Here is a 20,326-nt window from a genome sequence, read left to right on the forward strand (position 1 = left end):
GGTGCTCCTGCTCTGCGGCGGCCGGCCCACACCTGCCGGCCGCCCCGGCGGTCGTCGGCGACGGCGGCGCTGCTAAGCGCGCCGTCCGGACGGAAGTCTCGGTCGGCTGCAGCCCCACGACTTCGCGGACGCCAGGCGGCCGGGCCCTTCACCCCGGTCGCGGCACCGCGTGCGGACGCGGGAGCGGCGAGCTCGTCGATCCCCGGGGGATGTGGGCCCCGGAGGTCTCGATCCAGTATCGCACCCTTGGGCGCGCCCTCTCGCCCCGGTCCGTCCACCGGCGTGGCGACCGTCACGTCGCGCCCTGACGGCTTGACTTGCGGGGACCCTTCACGGGACAGTCGTGAAAGTCTTCACAAGTTGCGAGATGCCGCCTCTCCCCGTGCGGACCTGGGACGCCGGTCCTACCGTCGAAACAGCCCCGCACGAGGGGCGGCCTCTCCCCCTGGCCCGCATCGAAGGAGTCCACGTGGACGCTCTCGACCTGGCACGGTGGCAGTTCGCCATCACCACCGTGTACCACTTCATCTTCGTGCCTCTCACGATCGGTCTGGCGCCCCTCGTGGCCGCGATGCAGACGGCGTGGGTCGTCACGAAGAAGGAGCGCTGGCTCCGGCTGACGAAGTTCTTCGGCAAGCTGCTCCTCATCAACTTCGCCCTCGGTGTCGTGACGGGCATCTGGCAGGAGTTCCAGTTCGGGATGGCCTGGAGCGAGTACTCCCGGTTCGTCGGCGACGTCTTCGGGGCGCCGCTGGCCATGGAGGCCCTGGCCGCGTTCTTCGTCGAGTCCGTCTTCCTCGGCGTGTGGATCTTCGGCTGGGACCGCGTGTCCAAGAAGGTCCACCTGGCCTCGATCTGGCTCTTCGCCCTGGCCACCAACCTCTCGGCGTTCTTCATCCTGGCGGCGAACTCCTGGATGCAGCACCCCGTCGGCGTCGTCTACAACGAGGCGACCGGCCGCGCCGAGATGGAGTCCATCTGGGCCGTGCTGACCAACAACACGCTGCTCGCGGCCTTCCCGCACACGATCACCGCCGCCTTCCTCACGGCGGGCACCTTCGTCACGGGCGTCGCCGCCTGGTGGATGGTCCGCCTGGCCCGCACCAAGAAGGCCGAGAACCTGGAGACCGCCCGGGACGTCTACCGCCCCGCCGTGCGGCTGGGCGTGTGGGTGATGATCGTCGCCGGCCTCGGCGTGATCTGGTCCGGCGACGTCCAGGGCAAGCTGATGTACGAGCAGCAGCCCGGCAAGATGTCCTCGGCCGAGGCCCTCTGCGAGGGCACCGAGTCCGCGGAGTTCTCGATCCTCGCCGTCGGTCCGCTCTACGCGGGCTGCGAGGACGTGGCCCACCTCATCTCGATCCCCGGCGTCACCAGCTACCTGGGCACCGGGGAGTTCTCCGGCCCGGACTCCTACCTGCCGGGGGTCTACGACGTCCAGGAGGAGTACGCCGAGCGCTACGGCGAGACCACGGCCGACGGCCAGGAGGTCACCTACACCCCGCCGCTGGCGGTCACCTACTGGTCGTTCCGCCTGATGATGGGGTTCGCCGCGTTCTCCGTGGCCCTCGCCCTCGCGGCGCTGTGGCTGACCCGCAAGGGCCGGATCAGCGACAACGTCTGGCTCAGCCGGCTGGGGATCCTGGCCATCCCCATGCCCTTCGTCGCGAACTCGTTCGGCTGGATCTTCACCGAGGTCGGCCGTCAGCCGTGGGTGGTGGCCCCCAACCCCACCGGCATCGACCAGGTCCGGCTGCTCACCGAGCGCGGGGTGTCCACCGCCGTGCCGCCGGGCGTCATCCTGACCTCGATGATCGTGCTCACGCTCATCTACGCCGTCCTGGCCGTCGTCTGGTACCGGCTCATGCACCGGTACGCGATCGAGGGCGTGCCCGACGCCGTCCGGGACGAGTCGCCGGAGGCGCAGGACCCCGACGACGCCGACCGCCCGCTGTCCTTCGCGTACTGAGCGCCCGAACCTGAAGAGACTGGAGACCTGACGTGGACCTCGCGATCCTCTGGTTCGTCATCATCGCCGTGCTGTGGACCGGCTACCTCGTGCTCGAGGGATTCGACTTCGGCGTGGGCATGCTGCTGTCGATCCTGCCCCGGGGCGACAAGGAGCACCGGGAGAAGGAACGGCGCGTGCTCGTCAACACCATCGGACCCGTCTGGGACGGCAACGAGGTGTGGCTGCTCACCGCCGGCGGCGCGACCTTCGCCGCCTTCCCCGAGTGGTACGCCACGATGTTCTCCGGCTTCTACATCCCGCTGCTCATCATCCTGGTCGGCCTGGTCGCCCGCGGCGTGGCCTTCGAGTACCGCGGCAAGATCGCCGACCCGGTCTGGGCCCGCCGGTGCGACCAGGCGATCCAGCTCGGCTCCTGGATCCCCGCGGTGCTGTGGGGTGTCGCCTTCGGCAACCTCGTGCGCGGTCTGCTGCTCGACGCCGACCACCAGTACGTCGGCGGCTTCTGGGCCCTGCTCAACCCCTTCGCCCTGGTCGGCGGCCTGACGACGCTCACGCTGTTCCTGCTCCACGGCGCCGTGTTCATCGCCCTGAAGACCGACGGCGAGATCCGCGACCGCGCCCAGCGGCTCGCGTCCGGCCTGGCCGTGGTCGCGCTGGTCGTCGCCGGCGGCTGGGCGATCTGGGCGCAGGTCGCCTACTCGGTGACCTGGACCTGGGGGGCCGTCGTGGTGGCGGCGCTCGCCCTGCTCGGTGTCGTGGCCGCGACCCGGGCCCGCAGGGAGGGCACGGCGTTCACGCTGTCGGCCGTGACGCTCGTGGCAGCCGTCGTGCTCATCTTCGGGTCGATGTACCCCGAGGTCATCCCCGCGGTCGACGGCGGCAACTCCCTGACGATCGCGGAGGCCTCCTCGACGGACTACACGCTGACCGTGATGACGTGGGTCGCCGTGTTCCTCACGCCGGTCGTCATCGCCTACCAGTCGTGGACCTACTGGGTCTTCCGCCGCCGGCTCTCGACGAAGGACATCCCCGCCCCCGCGGGTCTGAGCTGGCAGAAGATCAAGGACGCGGCGTTCTGAGGTGAGACCGCTCGACCCCCGGCTGCTGCGGCAGGCCCGGGCCGCACGCTCGTACGTCCTGCTCACCACCGCACTGGGCGTGGCCTCGGCCGCCCTGGTGGTGGTGCAGGCCTTCGCGATCGCGTTCGTGCTCGGGCCCGTCGTGATCGCCACGAGCCCGGGCGGCGACGGCGTGGTGGACCAGAGCGGGACGGCCCGGTGGCTCGCCGTCCTGGCCGCCGCCGCCGCGGGACGCGCCCTGGTCGCCTGGGCGCAGGAGCGGTTCGGCCGGCGGGCCGCCACGGCCGTCGTCGCGGACCTGCGCGAGCAGGTCGTCGACCACGCCGTCGCCCTGGGGCCACGCCCGCCCGCCGGGGCGACGCCGTCCGACGTCGCCACCCTGGCCACCCGCGGGCTGGACGACCTGCAGCCCTACCTGGTGCGGTTCCTGCCGCAGCTGCTGCTGACGGCGCTCGTCACCCCCGCCACGGTGCTCGTGGTGCTCGGTCTGGACTGGGTCTCCGCGCTCATCGCGGTGGTGACGCTGCCGCTCGTGCCGTTCTTCATGTGGCTCGTCGGCACCATGACCGCCGGGACCTCGGAACGGCGGCTGGCCACGGTCGAGCGACTCGGGTCCCAGGTGCTCGACCTGATCGCCGGGCTGCCGACCCTGCGGGCGTTCGGCCGCGAGGTCGGCCCGGCCGCCCGGGTCCGGTCCCTGGGCGAGTCCTCCCGGCGCGCCACGATGGGCACGCTGCGGGTGGCGTTCCTGTCCGGGGCGGTGCTGGAGCTGCTGACCACCCTGTGCGTGGCGATCATCGCCGTCGGCGTGGGCCTGCGGCTCGTGCACGGGGGCATGGAGCTCGTCCCGGCCATCGCCGTGCTGGTGCTCGCGCCCGAGATCTTCCTGCCGCTGCGCCGCGTCGGCTCCGAGTTCCACGCCTCCACCGACGGGCTCGCCGCCACGCACCGGGCGTTCGCCGTCCTGGACCTGCCGGCGGACGACGGGTCGCGCCCCGGTGCCGACCGCGAGCCGGAGACCGCACCGGCGGTCGAGGGCGCGACGCTCGTGCTCGACGACGTCAGTGTGCGCGCACCCGGCCGGGACGTGGACGCCCCCGCGCACCTGTCGGCACGGCTGGCCCTCGGCACGGGCCTCGCCGGCGGCGGCCGCGTCGTCGCGCTCCGTGGTCCGAGCGGGGCCGGGAAGTCCACGCTCGTGCTGCTGCTGCTCGGTCTGCTGCGCCCCGACCGCGGCCGCGTCGTGCTCGAGCCGGCCGCAGGCGGCCGGACCGACGTGGTCGACCGGGCCGGTCGCGGCTGGTGGGACCAGGTGGTCTGGGTCCCGCAGCGCCCGGCGATCGGTCCCGGCACGGTGCGCGAGGTCGTCACCGACGGTCACGACGTCGACGCCGCCGCCCTCGCGGAGGCCGCGCGCACGACCGGGCTGGACACCGTGCTCGACGACCTGCCCCACGGCTGGGGCACCGCCGTCGGGCTCGGCGGGGCCGGGCTCAGCGTCGGTCAGCGCCAGCGCGTCGCCCTGGCCCGCGCCCTGGTCGGGGCCGCCGACCGACCCGTGGTGGTCCTCGACGAGCCGACGGCGCACCTGGACGCCCGCGGCGAGCAGGTCGTGCTCGACACCGTCCGCGCCTGGCGCGCGGCGGGCCGCACGGTGATCGTGGTCGCCCACCGCACGTCGCTGCTGGAGCTGGCCGACCAGGTCGTCGACGTCGAGGCGAAGGAGGCCGCCCGTGCCTGACGGCCTGCGCCACCGCGTCACCCGCGACCCGCTGCTGCGCCTCGCCCCCCTGCTCGAGATCCGCTGGGGCCGGGTCGCCCGGGCCGTCGGGCTCGGCACCGCCACGCTCGTGTGCGCGATCGGGCTGGCCGCGGCCGCGGCCTGGCTCATCGCCCGCGCCTCGCAGATGCCGCCGGTGCTCACCCTGTCGGTCGCGACCGTCGGCGTGCGGGCGTTCGGCACCGGCCGGGCGTTCTTCCGCTACCTGGAGCGGCTCGCCTCGCACGGCGTGGCGCTGCGGGGCATGGCCGCGCTGCGCGCCAACCTCTACGACCGGCTCGCCCGCGGCGGGGCCGACGTCGTGGCGCTGCACCGCGGCGACCTGCTCGCCCGGGTCGGCAGCGACGTCGACGACGTCGGTGACGTCGTCGTGCGCGCGCTGATCCCCGCAGCCGTCGCGGTCGTGACGGGGTTGGGGTCGGTGCTGCTGGTCGGGATCTTCCTGCCCGCTGCCGGCGCGGTGCTGCTCGCCTGCCTGCTGCTCACGGGTGTCCTCGCCCCGTGGTTGGCCTCGCGGGCCTCGCGGTCCGTCGAGCAGCGGGGTGCCGCGGCCCGCGGCGAGGTCGCGGCCCGCACCCTCGAGCTGCTCGAGGACGGCCAGCAGCTCCGCGTGGCCGGGCGGCTCGACGAGCGTGCCGACGGGCTGCGGGCCGCCGACCGGCGCCTCGCGGACGCGACCGACGACGGCGCCCGCGTCGCGGGACTCTCGGCCGCGATCGAGGCGGGAGCCCAGACCCTGGCCGTGCTCGGCTGCCTGCTGCTCGGGATCCCGGCCGCGCTGACCGGCGACCTCGCGGCGACCGAGCTGGCGGTGGTCGTGCTCACCCCGCTGGCCGTGTTCGAGGTGACGACCGCACTGCCCGCCGCCGCGGTGCAGCTGCGCCGGTCGCGCGAGGCCGCGCGGCGGCTGGTCGACCTGCTGCCGGCGTCCGAGGGCGTACCGGGCGGACCGCGCCCCGTCGCTGCCGATGACGCGACCGGGCTCGACCTGGAGGAGGTCTCCGCGGGGTGGCCCGAGGGTGGCCGCACCGTCGTGCGGGACGTCGACCTCACGCTGCGGCCCGGTGGGGTCGTGGCCCTGGCCGGTCCGTCGGGGGTCGGCAAGACGACGCTGCTGCTCACCGCGGCGGGGTTGCTCGCCCCCGTCGCCGGCCGGGTCCGCGGCGAGGGTCTGTTCGTCGCGGAGGACGGCCACGTGTTCGGCACCACCGTGCTGGAGAACCTGCGGGTCGCCCGCGCCGACGTCACCGAGGCGGACGCCCGCGAGGCGCTGGCGGCCGTCGGGCTCTCCACCTGGCTGGAGGGTCTGCCCGCCGGGCTCGACACCCCGCTCGGCTCGGGCGGCACGGACGTGTCCGGCGGGGAGCGCCGCCGGCTGCTGGTGGCCCGGGCGCTGCTGGCGCCGCACCGGGTGCTGCTCGTGGACGAGCCCGTCGAGCACCTCGACGCCGCCACCGCGGACGCTCTGGTGGAGATGCTGGCCGGGCTCGCCCGCACGACAGGGCGCGCCGTCGTCGTCGCCTCCCACCGGCTGACCCCGCTGGCGGCCGCCGACGAGGTGCTGCTGCTCGGCCCGGGCGAGGCCCCGGGCGATCCGGCCCGTGTCGTCGCGCGCGGCACGCACGACGCGCTGCTGCACGAGGTGCCGGACTACCGCTGGGCGACCGACCGGGAGGGTGCCACGCCCCGGCCCTGAGCGGGGTGGACGGTTCTCAGGGCTGGAACCGGGGTGGTCCCCGATGTGCCGGGACCCGCAGCTCCGTAGCGTCCGAGACATGATCAGGATCGCATCCCTCACCCGACGGTACGGGGACCTCACGGCCGTCGACGACCTCACCTTCACCGCGTCCCCCGGACGCGTCACCGGCTTCCTCGGCCCGAACGGCGCCGGGAAGTCCACCACCCTGCGGATCCTCACCGGACTGGCCACCCCGACCTCGGGGACGGCGACGGTGCTCGGCCGCCGGTACGCGGACCTGCCCAACCCCGGCCTGGACGTCGGGGTGCTGCTGGACGCCTCGGCCCAGCACGGCGGACGCACCGGGCGCGAGACCCTCGTGCTCGCCCAGCGCACGATGGGCCTGCCCGAGGCTCAGGTCGACGCGATGCTCGATCTCGTCGGCCTGACCCGCACCGAGTCGCGGCGGCGCGTGCGCGACTACTCCCTCGGCATGCGTCAGCGCCTGGGCATCGCCACGGCGCTGCTCGGCGACCCGCGCGTGCTGATCCTCGACGAGCCGGCGAACGGGCTGGACCCCGCCGGCATCCGCTGGATGCGCGACCTGCTGCGGTCGTTCGCCGACGACGGCGGCACCGTGCTGCTCTCCAGCCACCTGCTGGCAGAGATCGAGGCGATCGCCGACGACATCGTCGTCATCGGCCACGGCCGCGTGGTGGCCGCCGGCTCGACGGCCGAGCTGCTGGACGGGGCGGGGACCCTGGTCCGGGCGCACGACGCGGCCGCGCTGTCGGCGGCCCTGACGTCGGCGGGCTACCGTGCCACGGCCGGTGCCGACGGCGCCGTCGTCACCGACGCCGGGACCGTGGACGCCGGGCTGGTGGCCTTCGCCGCCGGCCTGCCCGTCACCGAGCTGCGGTGCGCCGACGGCACCGCGCTGGAGGAGATGTTCCTCGACCTGACCGCCGACGACCGGCGTGACCGCCCGTCCGTCGGTGCCGTCCCGATCCCGAGCGGAGCCCTCGCATGACCACCCTCGCCCCGGACGCCGTCCCGCCCCTCGCACCGGCGGCACGCCGACCGGTCCCCCTGACCCGGCTCGTGGACGTCGAGCTGCGCAAGCTCGTCGACACCCGGGCGAGCCGGTGGCTGCTCGCCGCCGTCCCGCTGCTCACGCTGCTCACGGCCGTCGCCCTGGCGGTCTGGGGCCCGGACACCGAGGTGACGTTCGGCGCGTACACGGCGACCAGCCTCATGCCGCTGGAGCTGCTGCTGCCGCTGGTCGCCGTGCTGTCCGTGGCCGGGGAGTGGAGCCAGCGCTCGGCCCTGACGACCTTCGCGCTGCTCCCCCGCCGGGGACGGGTGATGGCCGCGAAGGCCGTCGCCCTGCTGCTGGTCACGCTCACCGCGGCCGCGTCGGTGGTCCTGCTCAGCGCCGTCGCCACGGTGGTGGCCGCCCAGGCCCGCGGGCTCGACGCCGTCTGGGACCTGTCGACGACCCTGACCCTGCGCTCCGTGCTGGCCTACGCGGCAGCCGTCGCGTTCGGGTTCACGACCGCCGTGGCGCTCCGGAGCACCGCGCCGGCGATGGTGGCCTGCCTGGGGTTCCTCTTCGTCGTGCCGATGGTCTCCTCCGTGGTGGCGGGGGTCTCCGGCTGGTGGGCCGAGCACGGCGCCTGGGTCGACCTGAGCTGGTCCCTGAGCTTCCTGACCCTGCCCGGGATCACCGGGGAGCAGTGGGCGCAGGTCGGCACCGGGGCGCTGCTGTGGATCGCCCTGCCCCTGGTCCTGGGCCTGCGCCGGCTGCACCGGGTCGAGATCCGCTGAGCCGCGGCGCGACCGCCCCCGGCTACGGCGCCGGGGGCGGCGTCGTGTCGGTGGTGGCCAGGTAGTGGTGCTCGTAGTCGGACAGGGCGATGCTGCCGTCCTCGGTGACGAGGACGGGGACCACCAGGTCCCCGGTGCCCTCGGGGTCGTAGGCCTCGGCGACGTTCCCGGTGACGACGTTGTGCGCGCGCAGGGAGTCCCCCACCCGCAGGTACACGAGCGCCCCGCTGACTCCCTCGACGGCCGTCTCCTGCCCGGAGGAGGACGTCCACAGCTCGGCCCCCTCGGCGTCCAGGCCCCGCACCTCGTCGACGTCCACGGTGATCACGGTGCCCGTCGTGGGGTCGACGCCGACGTCGGTGAACCCGTCGGCCAGGACGGTCCCGTCGGCGAGGTCGACCAGTGCCTCGGACGCGTCGTCGGTGCGCACCCGCACGACGCCGGGACCGGGTGCCGGCTCGGTGGCCGCCACGAGCGCCTCCGGGTCCCAGCCCTGCGCGGCCGCGTCCAGGCGCCAGCTCTCGGCACCGGCCGTGTCGGTGGCGACGAGGTCGTCACCCTGCCGGGTCACGACGGTGCCCCGGTACTCCCCCAGCACCGTGGCACCGTCGTCCTGCCCGAGCACCTGCCCCGTGCCGGCGTCGAGCACCACGCGTGCGTCGCCGCTGCCCATCGGCTCCGTCGGCTCCGCGCTGAACACCAGCCCGGGGCCGACCAGCGGTCCGGGGACGTCGACGGGTCCCCAGACCTGCTCGCCGGTGCTCAGGTCGTAGGCCGTGGCGCTGGTCGCGACCCCGGCCTCGCTCTCGTCGGCTGCGGGACTGTCAGTCAGCACCGCGAGCGCCCGGCCGCCGGGGGTGGTGGTCACGGCGTAGCCGGTACGGCTGACGGGCCGGTCCGCGCTCCACAACGCCTCGCCGTCGGCGGCCACGGCGGTGAACCGCAGCAGTCCGTCCCGTTCGCCGACGCCCAGGGTGATGCCGTCGGCCGACTGCGGGACGGCGTCCCACCCGGGGTCGACGATCCGCACGGTGTCGACCTGCAGCGGCAGGCGCAGGCCGTCCGGGTCGATCTCGGCCGGCGCCTCGACGGCGCTGGTCGGCGTGCGGTCGATCTCGACCGGGGGCGGTCCGGGCTGGTCCGCGCACCCGGCCAGCAGCAGGGCGCCCGTCAGCACGAGGGCCGGCGGGCCGGTCCGGCGGGTCCGCGTCATCGGGAGGCCTCCTCGGTCTCGGCGGCGGCGGCACGCTCGCGGCGCGCCCGGTGGCGGGTCCAGACGACGACCACGACGGCGGCGACGGCCAGCAGCAGCCCGACGTCGAGGACGGGGTTCGCCAGCAGGGCGCCCTGGCCCTGCAGCCACGCCTGGGTGCTCACGGGCACCAGCTCCGGCATCCCGACCAGGCCGTTGGTGGCCCAGAACAGGACGCCGGCCGCGACGAGCAGCAGGCCGGTGACGATCGAGGTGGTGTGCAGCTCACGCCCCAGCACGGTGACCGTCCGCCCCCGCAGCGCCGCACGACGGCGGTCGTCCAGCCGCCCCCAGAGCGTGGCCAGGACGAGCAGCGGCAGGACCATGCCGACGCCGTAGACGGCCAGCAGCAGCCCGGCGCCGACGACGTCGCCCTGGGCGGCGGCGAGGGTCAGCACGGCACCGAGGATCGGGCCGGCGCAGAACCCGGCGACGCCTCCGGCCGCGCCGAGCAGGAACGTCTTGGCCCACCCGGTGCGGGTGGCCGACGACCGCTGCACGGCCCGGACCCCGGGCACCACGCGGGCGAGGTCGACGCCGAGGCCGAGGAGCTGCACGACGCCGAGCACGACGAGCAGCACGGCGGCGACGGCGACGACCAGGTCGCGGCGGGTGACGAACAGGGTGCCGAGCGCGCCCGCGCCGACACCGAGCGGGACCAGCACGACGAGCAGTCCGGTGAGGAACACCCCGCCGTGCGCCCACAGACGGGGGCCGGCGCCGACGGTGGAGGCGAAGAACGCGGGCAGCAGCAGCGCACCGCAGGGGCTGAGGAGCGCGAGCGCACCACCGAGGAACGCGGTGAGGAGGCCGACCTCCATCGCTCAGTCCGCGCTCGCGGCGAGCGCCGCGTCGTAGGCGTCACGGAAGACCTGCGTCGGCTGCGCCCCCACGAGTGGCCGGCCGCCGAGCAGGAAGGCGGGTGTGGAGTAGGCGCCGAGGTCGAGGCCGAGCTTCTCGTTGGCGGCGACGGCCCCGGCCGTCTCGGACGAGGCCATGTCGGCGGTGAACCGCTCGACGTCCAGGCCCAGCTCGGCGGCCAGGTCGGTCAGCGCCTGCTCGGACAGCTCGGCCTCGGACCGCTTCTCCCCCTCGGGGTAGAGGGCGTCGTGGTAGGCCCAGAACTCGTCCTGGAGCCCGGCGGCGTAGGCGGCACGCGCCGCACGCTCGGAGGCCTCGCCGAAGACGTTGACGTCCCGGTACTCGATGCGCAGGTCGCCGTCCTCGGCGTGCTGCATCATCTCCGGCAGCGTCTCGTGGCTCCACTGCGCGCAGAACGGGCACTGGTAGTCGGAGAAGACGACGAGCACGACGGGGGCGTCGACCGGGCCCGCGGCGAGCGGGTCCTCGGGGTCGCGACGCTCGACGGCGGCGGGGTCGAGCTCGGCGGGCCCCTGCACGTCGGTCGGGGCGTCACCCTGCCCGGGGGCGGTCGCCGCACCGGGGGCCGCTGCCGGGCCGGCCGGTGCGTCGTCGCCGGACGACCAGAGCACGGCCGCCGCCAGCACCAGGGTCAGCACGGTGACGACGACGGCGGGCAGGACCCACGGCCGGGACGCGGTCGGGGTACGGGGGTCGGCCACGGGTTCCTCCGGGAGGTCGGCTTACTATCTTGCGTAGTCGACTATGCACCATAGTCGACGATGGGTCATCATGGCACCGTGACTCCCGTGACACCGACCCGCGCCTCCTGGCGCGACACCGCCGGCCTCGCGCTGCTCGGCCTGCGCACCTGGACGCCACGTCAGCGCGTCGTCGCCGTCGGGGCGGCGCTCGCCGTCGGCCTGCTCATCGGGTGGGCGACCGTGCTGATCCCCAACCCCGTCTTCTCCCGGGAGATCCCCCCGGTGTGGTGGAACTACCCCGTGTGGATCCTCACCTCGGCGCTGTCCGGGATGCTCGTGGCCACCTACGTCCGCTCGGCGGCGCCGGACCCGGACGAGGCCCGGTCCAGCCGGCTCGGCATGGCCGGCGGCGTGCTGGCCTGGTTCGCCGTCGGCTGCCCCGTGTGCAACAAGCTCGCCCTGCTGGCCCTCGGCTACAGCGGTGCGATCACCTGGTTCGCCCCGGTCCAGCCGTTCCTCGGCCTGGCCGCTCTCGCGCTCACCGCCGTCGCGCTCGTGTGGCGGCTGCGCGGCCAGGTGGCCTGCCCGGCACCCCCGGCGGCGCCGGCACCCACGCCCGAGGGGGCTGCTCGATGACGGCGCGCGAGCACGACGAACCGGCCCGCCTGGGCACCCTCGAGGCCCAGGTCATGGACGTCCTGTGGGACTGCGGCGGCTGCACCGTCCGGCACGTCATCGACCGGCTCGGCGGCCGCCCCGCCTACACGACCATCGCCACGGTGCTCGGCAACCTCGAGCGCAAGGGCTTCGTGGAGCACGTGCGCGAGGGCCGCAGCGCCCGCTACCTGCCGGCCTCCAGCCGGTCCGAGCACGCCGCCGAGATCATGGAGCACGCACTGGCGAGCAGCGGCGACCGCGCGGCCTCGATCCTGCACTTCGTCGAGGCCATGCCCGAGAGCGACCGCGCCCTGCTGCGCGACTACCTCGCGGGGCAGGACGCGACGGGGTCCGCATGACGACCGCCGTCGCCGCCCTCGCCGGCCTGGGCATCGTCCTCGCGGCGCTGAGCGGTCCGTGGCTCGTCCGCCGTGCCGCGCCGGCCCTGGTCCGGGCACCGCTGACCGCGGCCGTCGTGCTCACCGGCGGCGTCCTGCTCTGGCTGGCCGCCGTGCTCGCCGTCGGTCCGATGCTCGCCTGGACCCTCTCCGGTCCCGCCGTGCTGCCCGGGGCGGCGGGTGACGTGTGCCGGCGGTGCCTGGCCGCGGCCGACCCGTTCGCCGGCACCCCGCTCGACACCGCCGTGCCCGTGGTGCTGCTGCTGGCGGTGCCCGCCGTCGTCGCCGGGGTGCTGGCCACCGTGCTCGGGCGCGACCTGCTGCGGCGCCGACGCGAGACCGCCCGGACGGCCGCCGTCCTGCGGTCCACCGGTGCGCCGCGGGTCGTCGGCGGGCACCGGGTGCTGGTCGTGCCCGACGACGCGGCGGCCGCGTTCGCCCTGCCGGCCCGGCACGGCGGCGTCGTGGTGACGACCGGTGCCCTCGAGGCCCTCGACGACACAGGGCTCGCCGCCGTCCTCGCCCACGAGGACGCCCACCTGCGCCAGCGCCACCACCTCGTGGCGGCGGTCGTCGAGGCCCTGGCGACCCACCTGCGCTGGATCCCCGTGGTGGCCGCCGTCGCGGACGCCGTGCCCACCTACCTGGAGATCGCCGCCGACGACGTCGCCCGGCACCGCGTCGGCACGACCGCGCTCGCCGGGGCGCTGCTCACGCTCGGCGACGCCCCTGACCGTGCCCCGGTCGCCGTCGGTGCCCTGCACGCCGGCGGACCGGACCGGATCCGGCACCTCGTCGCTCCCGGGACGGCGTCCGCCGGCACCTGGCCGGCCGTCGCCGTCGGGGCGCACCTCGGGGTGCTCGCCGCCGTGGCCCTGGCCGTCCACGTGCCGTACGCGGGCGCCCTGCTCTCGGGGTGCGCCTAGTCACGCCTCAGTCGAGCAGCGCCATGGCGGCCGCCCGGCCCGGGATGCCGCTCACTCCCCCGCCGCGGCGCGCACCGGCCCCGGCGAGCAGGACCTGGGGGTGCAGCGTCTCCACGCCCCAGGTCCCCGGGGCGTCGAGTCCCTCGGGGTCGGTGTCCTCGTCCGCCCACGGCCACGACAGGTCACGGTGGAAGATGTGCCCGCCGGGCAGCCCGACGCTGCGCTCCAGGTCCACCGGCGTGCGCGCCTCGAGGCAGGGCTCGCCGTCCGGGCCCCGCCACAGCACGTCCTCGATCGGCTCGGCCAGCACGGAGTCCAGGGAACGCAGGGTGGCCGCGAGCGCCGCCTCGCGGGCGGTGTCGTGGTCCTCCCGGAACAGCCGGGCGGGCATGTGCAGCCCGAACAGCGTCAGCGTCTGCGCCCCGGCGGCCCGCAGGTCGGGACCCAGGATCGTGTCGTCCGTCAGGGAGTGGCAGTAGATCTCGCACGGCGGCGTCTCGGGGATCCGGCCGGCCGCGGCCTGGGCGTGGGCGGTCTGCAGCTCGTCGAAGGACTCGTGCACGTGGAAGGTCCCGCTGAACGCGGCGACCGGGTCGACGTCCTCGCGCAGCCGCGGCAGCCGACGCAGCAGCATGTTGACCTTGAGCTGGGCACCCTCGGGCGCCGCGGCAGTGGCCCGGCCCGACGGCGTCGCGCCGGCGGCGTCGAGCAGCGCGTCCAGCACGCTGGGGGCCGCCCCGCTGACGACCGCCCCGGCCCGCACCCCGCGGGTCCGCCCGCCGTCCGCGGTCCACGCGACCTCGGCGTCCCCGCCGGTCGGCCCGGGGTCGACCGCCGTCACGTCGGCACCGGTGACGATCGTCGCCCCGGCGGCGAGCGCCGCGTCGCGCAGCGCACCGGAGACCGCCCCCATCCCGCCGACGGGCACGTCCCAGTCCCCCGTGCCGCCGCCGATCACGTGGTAGAGGAAGCAGCGGTTCTGGATCAGCGAGGCCTCGTCCAGGTCGGCGAAGGTCCCGATGAGACCGTCCGTGGCCGCCACGCCGCGCACGACGTCGGCGTCGAACCGCTCGCGCAGCGTCCGGCCGAGCGGCTGTTCGACGACGGCCCGCCACAGGGCGTCGTCGCCCACCCGGGCGCGTGCCTCGGCCGCGGACAGCAGCGGCTCGGTGACCGTGGGGAAGACTCGACCCGCCAGCCGCTCCAGGTCGGCGGACAGCTCCTGCCAGCGGGTGTGGTCGCGCCCCGCCCCGATCGCCTCGAACGAGGCCCGGGTGGCGTCGTCGGACCCGGTGTCCACCAGCAGGCCGCGGTCGCCCACGGGCGTGTAGGAGGAGTAGCGGCGCCGGGCCAGACGCAGCGACAGCCCGAGCTCGTCGACGACCTGGCGCGGCATGAGCGAGACCAGGTAGGAGTACCGCGACAGCCGCGCGTCCACGCCGTCGAACACCGGGGCCGAGACGGACGCCCCGCCGACGTGGTCGAGCCGTTCGAGCAGCAGCACCGACCGGCCGGCCCGGGCGAGGTAGGCGGCGGCCGTCAGGCCGTTGTGCCCTCCCCCGACGACCACGACGTCGTAGCGGGCGGCGGTGCGGGGCGGAGGCGCAGGTTCCATGCGGGTCATCGTGGCACGGCGGGTAACGTCACCGCCGTGAAGATCCTCGTGCCGAGCAACGTGCCCTTCGACCTGACCGTCGACGTCGAGGGGGTGGACGCCGTCGGCTACGTCATGCGTGAGGAGATCCCCGCCGCGCACGTGGACGCCGAGGCGATCGTCACCTGGGCGAGCCCGCAGCGGGTCATGGACGACGCCGCGCGCCGGCTGACGAACCTGCGCTGGGTGCAGACCCTCAACGCGGGCCCCGACCAGGCGCTCGCCACCGGCTTCGCCCCCGAGGTGGTCATCTCCTCCGGGCGCAGCCTGCACGACGCGACCGTGGCCGAGCACACCCTCGCCCTGCTGCTCGCCTCCGTCCGGCGGATCGACCGCACGCTGGAGGCGCAGCGCCGGCACGCGTGGGACCGGGACCTCGGTCGCGAGCAGGCCCGCGACGAGCAGGCGTTCACGCTGCACGGCGCGCACGTCGTGATCTGGGGCTTCGGGTCGATCGCTGCTCGGCTCACCCCGCTGCTCGAGGCCCTGGGCGCCCACGTCACGGGCGTGGCGTCGTCGGGCGGTGAGCGGTACGGCCGTCCGGTGGTCGGCCAGGACCGCCTGGCCGAGCTGCTGCCGACGACGGACGTGCTGATCTCTCTGCTGCCCGCGACCGCGGCCACCCACCACGCGCTGGACGCGTCGGTCCTCGCGCTGCTGCCGGCCCACGCCCGGTTCGTCAACGCCGGACGCGGCACCACGGTCGACGAGGCGGCCCTGGCCGAGGCGCTGCGCTCGGGATCGATCGCCGGGGCCGCCCTCGACGTCACCGAGACCGAGCCGCTGCCCGCCGACTCCGCGCTCTGGGACACCCCGCACCTGATCCTCACCCCGCACGTCGCGGGCGGGCGGCCGCAGGAGGCGTCCGCGTTCGTCACCGCGCAGGTGCGGCGGTGGCGCGAGGGCGGGGCCGCGGCGCTGGAGAACGTCGTCGCGCGCTGACCGGCCGCCGGGGCGGAAGGCTCACGACCCGGCGGTCTCGGGAGCGGCGGGCATCCGCTGCTGACGTCGGTACCGGCGCTCCTGGACGAGGGTCGCGACGATGGTCACGCCGAAGAACAGCCCGACCGCGCGCAGCCGGTCCTCCACCGAGGACGTCGCCAGCACGGCCACGAGCAGGACGAGCACGGCCCCGAGGTAGAGCGCGAACCACCCGTGCTGCCGCGGGTCCCGCAGGTCTCGGGCCTCCCAGTAGCGTCCGGTGAGGAACGACGCCGCCATCGGCCCCGCGAGCGTCGTCAGCGAGCCGATCATCTGGGCGTCGTCCACGCGGTCTCCTTCGACGGTGCTGGTCACGGCGGTCCGAGCCTAGGGCCTCCGCCGAGTGCGCGGTAGGGCACGCGGCGATGCGACCGGTGCCGGGTCACGAGCGGTGCCCGTCGTCGCTCGACCCGAGGTGCTCGTCGAAGAAGGCCACGATGCGCCGGCGCGCGGCGTCGGCGGAGTCGGCGTGGTAGCCGGACCGGACGAACCGCCCCGGGACGAGCGCCCACAGCGGCATCTCCTCGCGGGGGTGGTCGTTGAGGAACGAGTGCCCGGCACCCTCGTAGACGGTGACCTGGTGCGGGACCTCGGCGCGGGTCAGGGCCCGCTCGAGCCGGGCGGGGGCATCGGCCAGGCTGCGGTCCAGCGCCCCGTAGCTGCCGAGGACCGGGCAGGCGTCGGCGAGGAGCTCGTCCGCGTCCTCGGGGACACCGCCGTAGTTGACGCTCGCCGCCTGGTACCGGCCGCCGCCCGCGAGCAGCACCGCGAAACCGCCGCCGAGGCAGAAGCCGATGACGCCCACCCGCCCGGTGCAGTCCTCGTGGGCGGCCAGCCAGGACCGGGTCGCCTCGAGCTCGTCGAACCCGCGGCCCCGGCGGCGCACGAGGGAGCGCATCGCCGACACCACGCACCACAGCCGCGGCCCGTGGTGCAGCAGGTCGGGCGCGACGGCGAGGAACCCGTGGTCGGCGAGCCACTCGCACTGGCGACGCAGGTCGCTCGTCATGCCCAGGGCGTCGTGGATCACCACCACGCCCGGCCACGGCGGTCTCCCGGCAGGACGCGCGAGGTAGACCGGCAGCCGGCCGTCGTCCGTCTCCACGGTCGTCAGGGACATGGGCTCAGCCACCCTCCATGAAGCGGTTCCGCTCTAGCGTAGTGACGCGGACGGGCCACGCCCGCTGTCAGCGCCCGGGGTCGTCGGCGAGCAGCTCGGCCAGCACCGGCAGGTGGCTGCCGTCGACCTCGCGGGTGGAGGTCACCAGCGTGACCGTTCCCTGTCGCGCGATGTCGCGCAGCTCGGCGAGTGCGTCCGCCCCCGGCCCCGGCGTCTCCAGCTCGGCCCGGTACCGGTCACGGAACTCGGCGGCACGGTCCGGGTCGTGGGAGTACCAGCGACGCAGCTCGGTCGAGGGCGCGACGTCCTGGAGCCAGACGCCGACCCGTGGGTCGCCCTTGCGCACGCCCCGCGGCCAGAGCCGGTCGGCCAGCACCCGACGGCCGTCGTCGGGACCGGGCTCGGTGTACACACGCGCGAGGTGCACCGTCATGGTCCGAGCCTAGGGCGCGGAGTCCACCGGCAGCAGGTCGAGCCGCCGACGCAGCAGGCAGAACTCGTTGCCCTCGGGGTCGGCGAGCACGTGCCACGGCTCGTCGCCCGTCTGGCCGACGTCGGCCGGGCGTGCACCCAGCGCCAGGAGACGCTCGAGCTCGGCGTCCTGGTCACGGTCGGTCGGGTTGACGTCGAGGTGCAGCCGCGGCTTCGCCGGCTCGGGGTCCGGGTGCGGACTGAGGATGATCGTCGGCTGCGGGCCACCGAACCCGGACCGCGGCCCGATCTCCAGGGCGCCGTGGTCCTCGTCGAGCACCACGTAGTCGAGGACCTCGCACCAGAACCTCGCCAACGCCTCGGGGTCCTTGCACTCGAGCACCAGCTCGCTGAGTCGACACGCCATGGTCGCGACCCTAGGGGTGCCCGTCGGCGGACGCGAGGGAATTCTGCGCGGTCACCAGCGGCCGTGGCGGGGGCGCGGCTGGCAGCGCGGGCAGGTGTACGACGACCGGTTCATGAACTCGTCCCGGCGCACGGGCGTCCCGCAGCGCGGGCAGGCCTCGCCGAGGCGGCCGTAGACGGCCAGCGACCGCGAGAAGTAGCCGGACTCGCCGTTGACGTTGACGTACAGGGCGTCGAAGCTCGTGCCGCCCTGCGTCAGCGCCTCGGCCATGACCTCCGTGGCGGCGTCGAGCACGCGCCGCACGACGGGGCGCGTCATCGTGTCCGTCGCCCGGGCGTAGTGCACGCGGGCCCGCCACAGGGCCTCGTCGGCGTAGATGTTGCCCACCCCGGACACGACGGTCTGGTCGAGCAGCGCCCGCTTGATCCCGGTCCGACGCCGGCGGATGCGTTCGACCAGCGTGTCCCGGTCGAGCGCGGGGTCGAGCAGGTCGCGGCCGATGTGCGCCACGGGTTCCGGCACCGCGGCCAGCGGGCTGCCGTGCCCGCCGGGTGCGCCGTCCGGCGTCGGGGCGAGGTCGGTGACGGAGAGGTGCCCGAAGGTGCGCTGGTCGACGAAGTCCAGGTAGTGCGCCCCCGACGGCGCCTCGTCCAGGTGGACCCTGACCCGCAGGTGGGGGTGCGCCCACTCCCCCGCGACGGCCGGATCGCGCACGAGGAGCTGGCCGGACATGCCCAGGTGCGCCAGCAGCGCGGACGCCGGGTCGCCCGTGGCGGCGGGGTCGGTCAGCGGGAGCCAGAGGTACTTGCCGCGGCGCGCGGCGCCGGCCAGCCGGCGGCCGCTGAGCTGGTCGGCGAACCCGGTCGGCCCGCCCTCGTGCCGGCGCACGGAGTAGTCCCGGAACACCTCGACGTCGCGCACGACGGCGCCGGTCACGAGCCGGTCGAGGCCGTCGCGGACGGTCTCGACCTCGGGGAGCTCAGGCACCGGCCGGCTGCTCCCCCGGACAGGCGCCCGCGTCCTGCGCCTGGCCCGGCAGCGGCAGGGCGATCACGGCGCGGTAGGCCTGCGCGGCGGCGGCCTGCTCGGCGTGCTTCTTCGCGGTGCCCTCGCCGAACCCCGTCACGGGACCGGCGGTGACCTGCGCCGAGAAGCGGCGGGCGTGCTCGGGGCCCTCACCGGTGACCTCGTAGACGGGGGCGTCGAACCCGCGCTCGGCGACCGCCTCCTGCAGGGAGGTCTTCCAGTCCAGCCCGGCCCCGAGGTCGGCCGCCGCCTCCATCGTGTCGTCGACCAGCCGGAGGACCAGCTCGCGCGCGACCTCGAGGCCGTGCGAGAGGTAGGTGGCTCCGAGCAGCGCCTCGACGGTGTCGGACAGGATCGAGTCCTTGTCGAACCCGCGGGTGCGCTTCTCGCCCTTGCCCAGCAGGACGTAGCGGCCCAGCTCGAGCCGGCGGGCCACCGCCGCGAGGGACCGCTGCGAGACCGTCGCCGCCCGCATCTTCGCGAGCTCGCCCTCGGGCTTGTCCGGATGGCGCCGGTACAGCGCCTCGGTCACCACCAGCCCGAGCACCGTGTCCCCGAGGAACTCGAGGCGCTCGTTGGTGGGGATCCCGCCGGCCTCGTGCGCGAACGACCGGTGGGTCAGGGCAAGCACGAGAAGCTCGGGATCCAGATGGACCCCGAGCTTCTCGAGAAGTGCTGACGGCTCCGGACGTTCTCCGTTGCCGCGTGCAGGCATGTCAGCCCGCGTGCTCGGTGCGCAGCGCCTCGGCGTACTGACGGCCCTTGTAGGAGCCGCAGGTCGGGCACGCGGCGTGCGACAGCTTCTGGCCCTTGCACTGGGGGCAGGTCGCGAGCGGCGCTGCGGTGGTCTTCCACTGCGAGCGGCGCGCGCGGGTGTTGCTGCGCGACATCTTGCGCTTGGGAACAGCCACGGTCAGCTCTCTTTCGTCTCGTCGGACACGCTCGACTCCTCGAGCATGGTCTGCAGCGCCGCCCATCGGGGGTCGACGATGTCGTGGTGGTGCTCGGGGTCGTCCTCCAGCCGTGCTCCGCACTCGGAGCACAGACCGGGGCAGTCCGGCCGGCACAGCGGTTGAAATGGTAGTGCAGTGACCAGGGAATCCCGAACCACGGGTTCGATGTCCGCCTGGTCGTCGATCAGCAGGGCCTCGTCCTCGGCCTCCTCGTCCCCGGCTTCCTCGGCGGCCTCGGCGCGCTCGGGGTAGACGAAGAGCTCCTGGACACGGACGGTGACCTCCTGGGAGATCGGGTCCAGGCATCGCGCGCACTCACCGACGGCGGTGCCGCGCACGACGCCGGAGACGAGCACGCCCTCCATGACGGCCTCGAGACGCAGCCCGAGGGTCAGGTCGGCGCCCTCGGGCACCCCGATGACCGCCGTGCCCAGGTCTGCGGGCGCGGCGACGACGGTCGCGACCTCCCGCATGGTTCCGGGACGCCGCGTGAGCTCGTGCGTGTCGAGCACGAGCGGCGAGCGCTTGGCGGTGGTGATGGTGATGCTCCAGACGACGGCGCCGAGCACGGCGCGGTGTGCAGGTGGGACGGTCCTCACGGACCAGCGGTTCAGTCTACG

The 20,326-nt window shown here is 74.9% G+C and carries 22 protein-coding genes; 10 read left to right on the plus strand and 12 right to left on the minus strand.

Annotated elements, in window-relative coordinates; genetic code table 11:
- The first annotated feature begins 469 nt into the window (after positions 1-469).
- The 6 genes from Q6350_RS11540 to Q6350_RS11565 all read left to right on the plus strand — a co-directional run bounded on the left by Q6350_RS11540 (position 470) and on the right by Q6350_RS11565 (position 8,336).
- Positions 470-1,969, plus strand: a complete 1,500-nt coding sequence (locus Q6350_RS11540) for a cytochrome ubiquinol oxidase subunit I (protein WP_171247194.1) — start codon at positions 470-472, stop codon at positions 1,967-1,969.
- 32 nt (positions 1,970-2,001) lie between these two features.
- A complete protein-coding gene (gene cydB, locus Q6350_RS11545) occupies positions 2,002-3,051 on the plus strand; it encodes a cytochrome d ubiquinol oxidase subunit II (protein ID WP_304604359.1) in 1,050 nt (349 codons plus the stop codon).
- 1 nt (position 3,052) lies between these two features.
- On the plus strand, positions 3,053-4,792 hold the full coding sequence (gene cydD, locus Q6350_RS11550; RefSeq protein ID WP_305066230.1) for a thiol reductant ABC exporter subunit CydD: 1,740 nt from the start codon (positions 3,053-3,055) through the stop codon (positions 4,790-4,792).
- Entirely contained in the window at positions 4,785-6,527 is a 1,743-nt protein-coding gene (gene cydC / locus Q6350_RS11555) for a thiol reductant ABC exporter subunit CydC (RefSeq protein WP_305066231.1), read from the plus strand. Before cydD ends, cydC begins: the two co-directional genes overlap by 8 nt.
- A gap of 79 nt (positions 6,528-6,606) precedes the next feature.
- Positions 6,607-7,539: an ABC transporter ATP-binding protein gene (locus tag Q6350_RS11560; protein ID WP_304604362.1), complete on the plus strand. Its 933-nt coding sequence runs from the start codon at positions 6,607-6,609 to the stop codon at positions 7,537-7,539.
- Positions 7,536-8,336 (plus strand): hypothetical protein, encoded by an 801-nt coding sequence (locus tag Q6350_RS11565; RefSeq protein ID WP_305066232.1) that lies wholly within the window; start codon positions 7,536-7,538, stop codon positions 8,334-8,336. Before Q6350_RS11560 ends, Q6350_RS11565 begins: the two co-directional genes overlap by 4 nt.
- A 22-nt stretch (positions 8,337-8,358) precedes the next feature.
- Here the strand turns inward: Q6350_RS11565 and Q6350_RS11570 are convergent, their stop codons facing one another.
- From Q6350_RS11570 to Q6350_RS11580, 3 genes are read right to left on the minus strand one after another with little or no spacing between them, the layout of a single operon-like run.
- Positions 8,359-9,549: a hypothetical protein gene (locus tag Q6350_RS11570; protein WP_305066233.1), complete on the minus strand. Its 1,191-nt coding sequence runs from the start codon at positions 9,547-9,549 to the stop codon at positions 8,359-8,361.
- The gene (locus Q6350_RS11575) at positions 9,546-10,409 is read right to left on the minus strand and encodes a cytochrome c biogenesis CcdA family protein (RefSeq protein WP_304606929.1); all 864 of its coding nucleotides are present in this window, start codon (positions 10,407-10,409) and stop codon (positions 9,546-9,548) included. The genes Q6350_RS11570 and Q6350_RS11575 overlap by 4 nt, the downstream gene beginning before the upstream one ends.
- 3 nt (positions 10,410-10,412) lie before the next feature.
- Complete coding sequence (locus Q6350_RS11580) at positions 10,413-11,171, minus strand: thioredoxin domain-containing protein (protein ID WP_304604366.1); 759 nt, start codon at positions 11,169-11,171, stop codon at positions 10,413-10,415.
- Between the two features lie 78 nt (positions 11,172-11,249).
- Here Q6350_RS11580 and Q6350_RS11585 point away from each other — a divergent pair, with 78 nt between their 5' ends.
- From Q6350_RS11585 to Q6350_RS11595, 3 genes are read left to right on the plus strand one after another with little or no spacing between them, the layout of a single operon-like run.
- Complete coding sequence (locus Q6350_RS11585) at positions 11,250-11,789, plus strand: hypothetical protein (RefSeq protein ID WP_369810813.1); 540 nt, start codon at positions 11,250-11,252, stop codon at positions 11,787-11,789.
- A complete protein-coding gene (locus Q6350_RS11590) occupies positions 11,786-12,169 on the plus strand; it encodes a BlaI/MecI/CopY family transcriptional regulator (protein ID WP_171247202.1) in 384 nt (127 codons plus the stop codon). The genes Q6350_RS11585 and Q6350_RS11590 overlap by 4 nt, the downstream gene beginning before the upstream one ends.
- Positions 12,166-13,134 (plus strand): M56 family metallopeptidase, encoded by a 969-nt coding sequence (locus Q6350_RS11595; protein WP_304606928.1) that lies wholly within the window; start codon positions 12,166-12,168, stop codon positions 13,132-13,134. The genes Q6350_RS11590 and Q6350_RS11595 overlap by 4 nt, the downstream gene beginning before the upstream one ends.
- 7 nt (positions 13,135-13,141) lie before the next feature.
- On the opposite strand, the gene Q6350_RS11600 is transcribed toward Q6350_RS11595, so the two are convergent.
- Positions 13,142-14,749 carry an NAD(P)/FAD-dependent oxidoreductase gene (locus Q6350_RS11600; protein WP_304604368.1) on the minus strand — a complete coding sequence of 536 codons (1,608 nt, stop codon included), beginning with the start codon at positions 14,747-14,749 and terminating at the stop codon, positions 13,142-13,144.
- Positions 14,750-14,785: 36 nt separating this feature from the next.
- Here Q6350_RS11600 and Q6350_RS11605 point away from each other — a divergent pair, with 36 nt between their 5' ends.
- The gene (locus tag Q6350_RS11605) at positions 14,786-15,730 is read left to right on the plus strand and encodes an NAD(P)-dependent oxidoreductase (protein ID WP_304604369.1); all 945 of its coding nucleotides are present in this window, start codon (positions 14,786-14,788) and stop codon (positions 15,728-15,730) included.
- Positions 15,731-15,751: 21 nt separating this feature from the next.
- Here the strand turns inward: Q6350_RS11605 and Q6350_RS11610 are convergent, their stop codons facing one another.
- The 8 genes from Q6350_RS11610 to Q6350_RS11645 all read right to left on the minus strand — a co-directional run bounded on the left by Q6350_RS11610 (position 15,752) and on the right by Q6350_RS11645 (position 20,218).
- Complete coding sequence (locus Q6350_RS11610; RefSeq protein WP_304604370.1) at positions 15,752-16,084, minus strand: hypothetical protein; 333 nt, start codon at positions 16,082-16,084, stop codon at positions 15,752-15,754.
- Between the two features lie 67 nt (positions 16,085-16,151).
- On the minus strand, positions 16,152-16,889 hold the full coding sequence (locus tag Q6350_RS11615; protein WP_304604371.1) for a dienelactone hydrolase family protein: 738 nt from the start codon (positions 16,887-16,889) through the stop codon (positions 16,152-16,154).
- Positions 16,890-16,956: 67 nt separating this feature from the next.
- The gene (locus Q6350_RS11620) at positions 16,957-17,322 is read right to left on the minus strand and encodes a DUF488 domain-containing protein (RefSeq protein WP_304604372.1); all 366 of its coding nucleotides are present in this window, start codon (positions 17,320-17,322) and stop codon (positions 16,957-16,959) included.
- Between the two features lie 9 nt (positions 17,323-17,331).
- Positions 17,332-17,727 (minus strand): VOC family protein, encoded by a 396-nt coding sequence (locus Q6350_RS11625; RefSeq protein WP_304604373.1) that lies wholly within the window; start codon positions 17,725-17,727, stop codon positions 17,332-17,334.
- A gap of 51 nt (positions 17,728-17,778) precedes the next feature.
- Positions 17,779-18,714: a bifunctional DNA-formamidopyrimidine glycosylase/DNA-(apurinic or apyrimidinic site) lyase gene (mutM, locus tag Q6350_RS11630; RefSeq protein WP_304604374.1), complete on the minus strand. Its 936-nt coding sequence runs from the start codon at positions 18,712-18,714 to the stop codon at positions 17,779-17,781.
- Positions 18,707-19,468 (minus strand): ribonuclease III, encoded by a 762-nt coding sequence (rnc, locus tag Q6350_RS11635; protein ID WP_305066234.1) that lies wholly within the window; start codon positions 19,466-19,468, stop codon positions 18,707-18,709. Before rnc ends, mutM begins: the two co-directional genes overlap by 8 nt.
- 1 nt (position 19,469) lies before the next feature.
- Positions 19,470-19,664: a 50S ribosomal protein L32 gene (gene rpmF / locus Q6350_RS11640; protein WP_171247212.1), complete on the minus strand. Its 195-nt coding sequence runs from the start codon at positions 19,662-19,664 to the stop codon at positions 19,470-19,472.
- Positions 19,665-19,666: 2 nt separating this feature from the next.
- Positions 19,667-20,218 (minus strand): DUF177 domain-containing protein, encoded by a 552-nt coding sequence (locus tag Q6350_RS11645; protein ID WP_304604474.1) that lies wholly within the window; start codon positions 20,216-20,218, stop codon positions 19,667-19,669.
- Positions 20,219-20,326: the final 108 nt, after the last annotated feature.

Origin of the sequence: Isoptericola sp. b515 (assembly GCF_030588125.1) — a bacterium.
In the GTDB taxonomy this organism is placed as follows: domain Bacteria; phylum Actinomycetota; class Actinomycetes; order Actinomycetales; family Cellulomonadaceae; genus Isoptericola; species Isoptericola sediminis.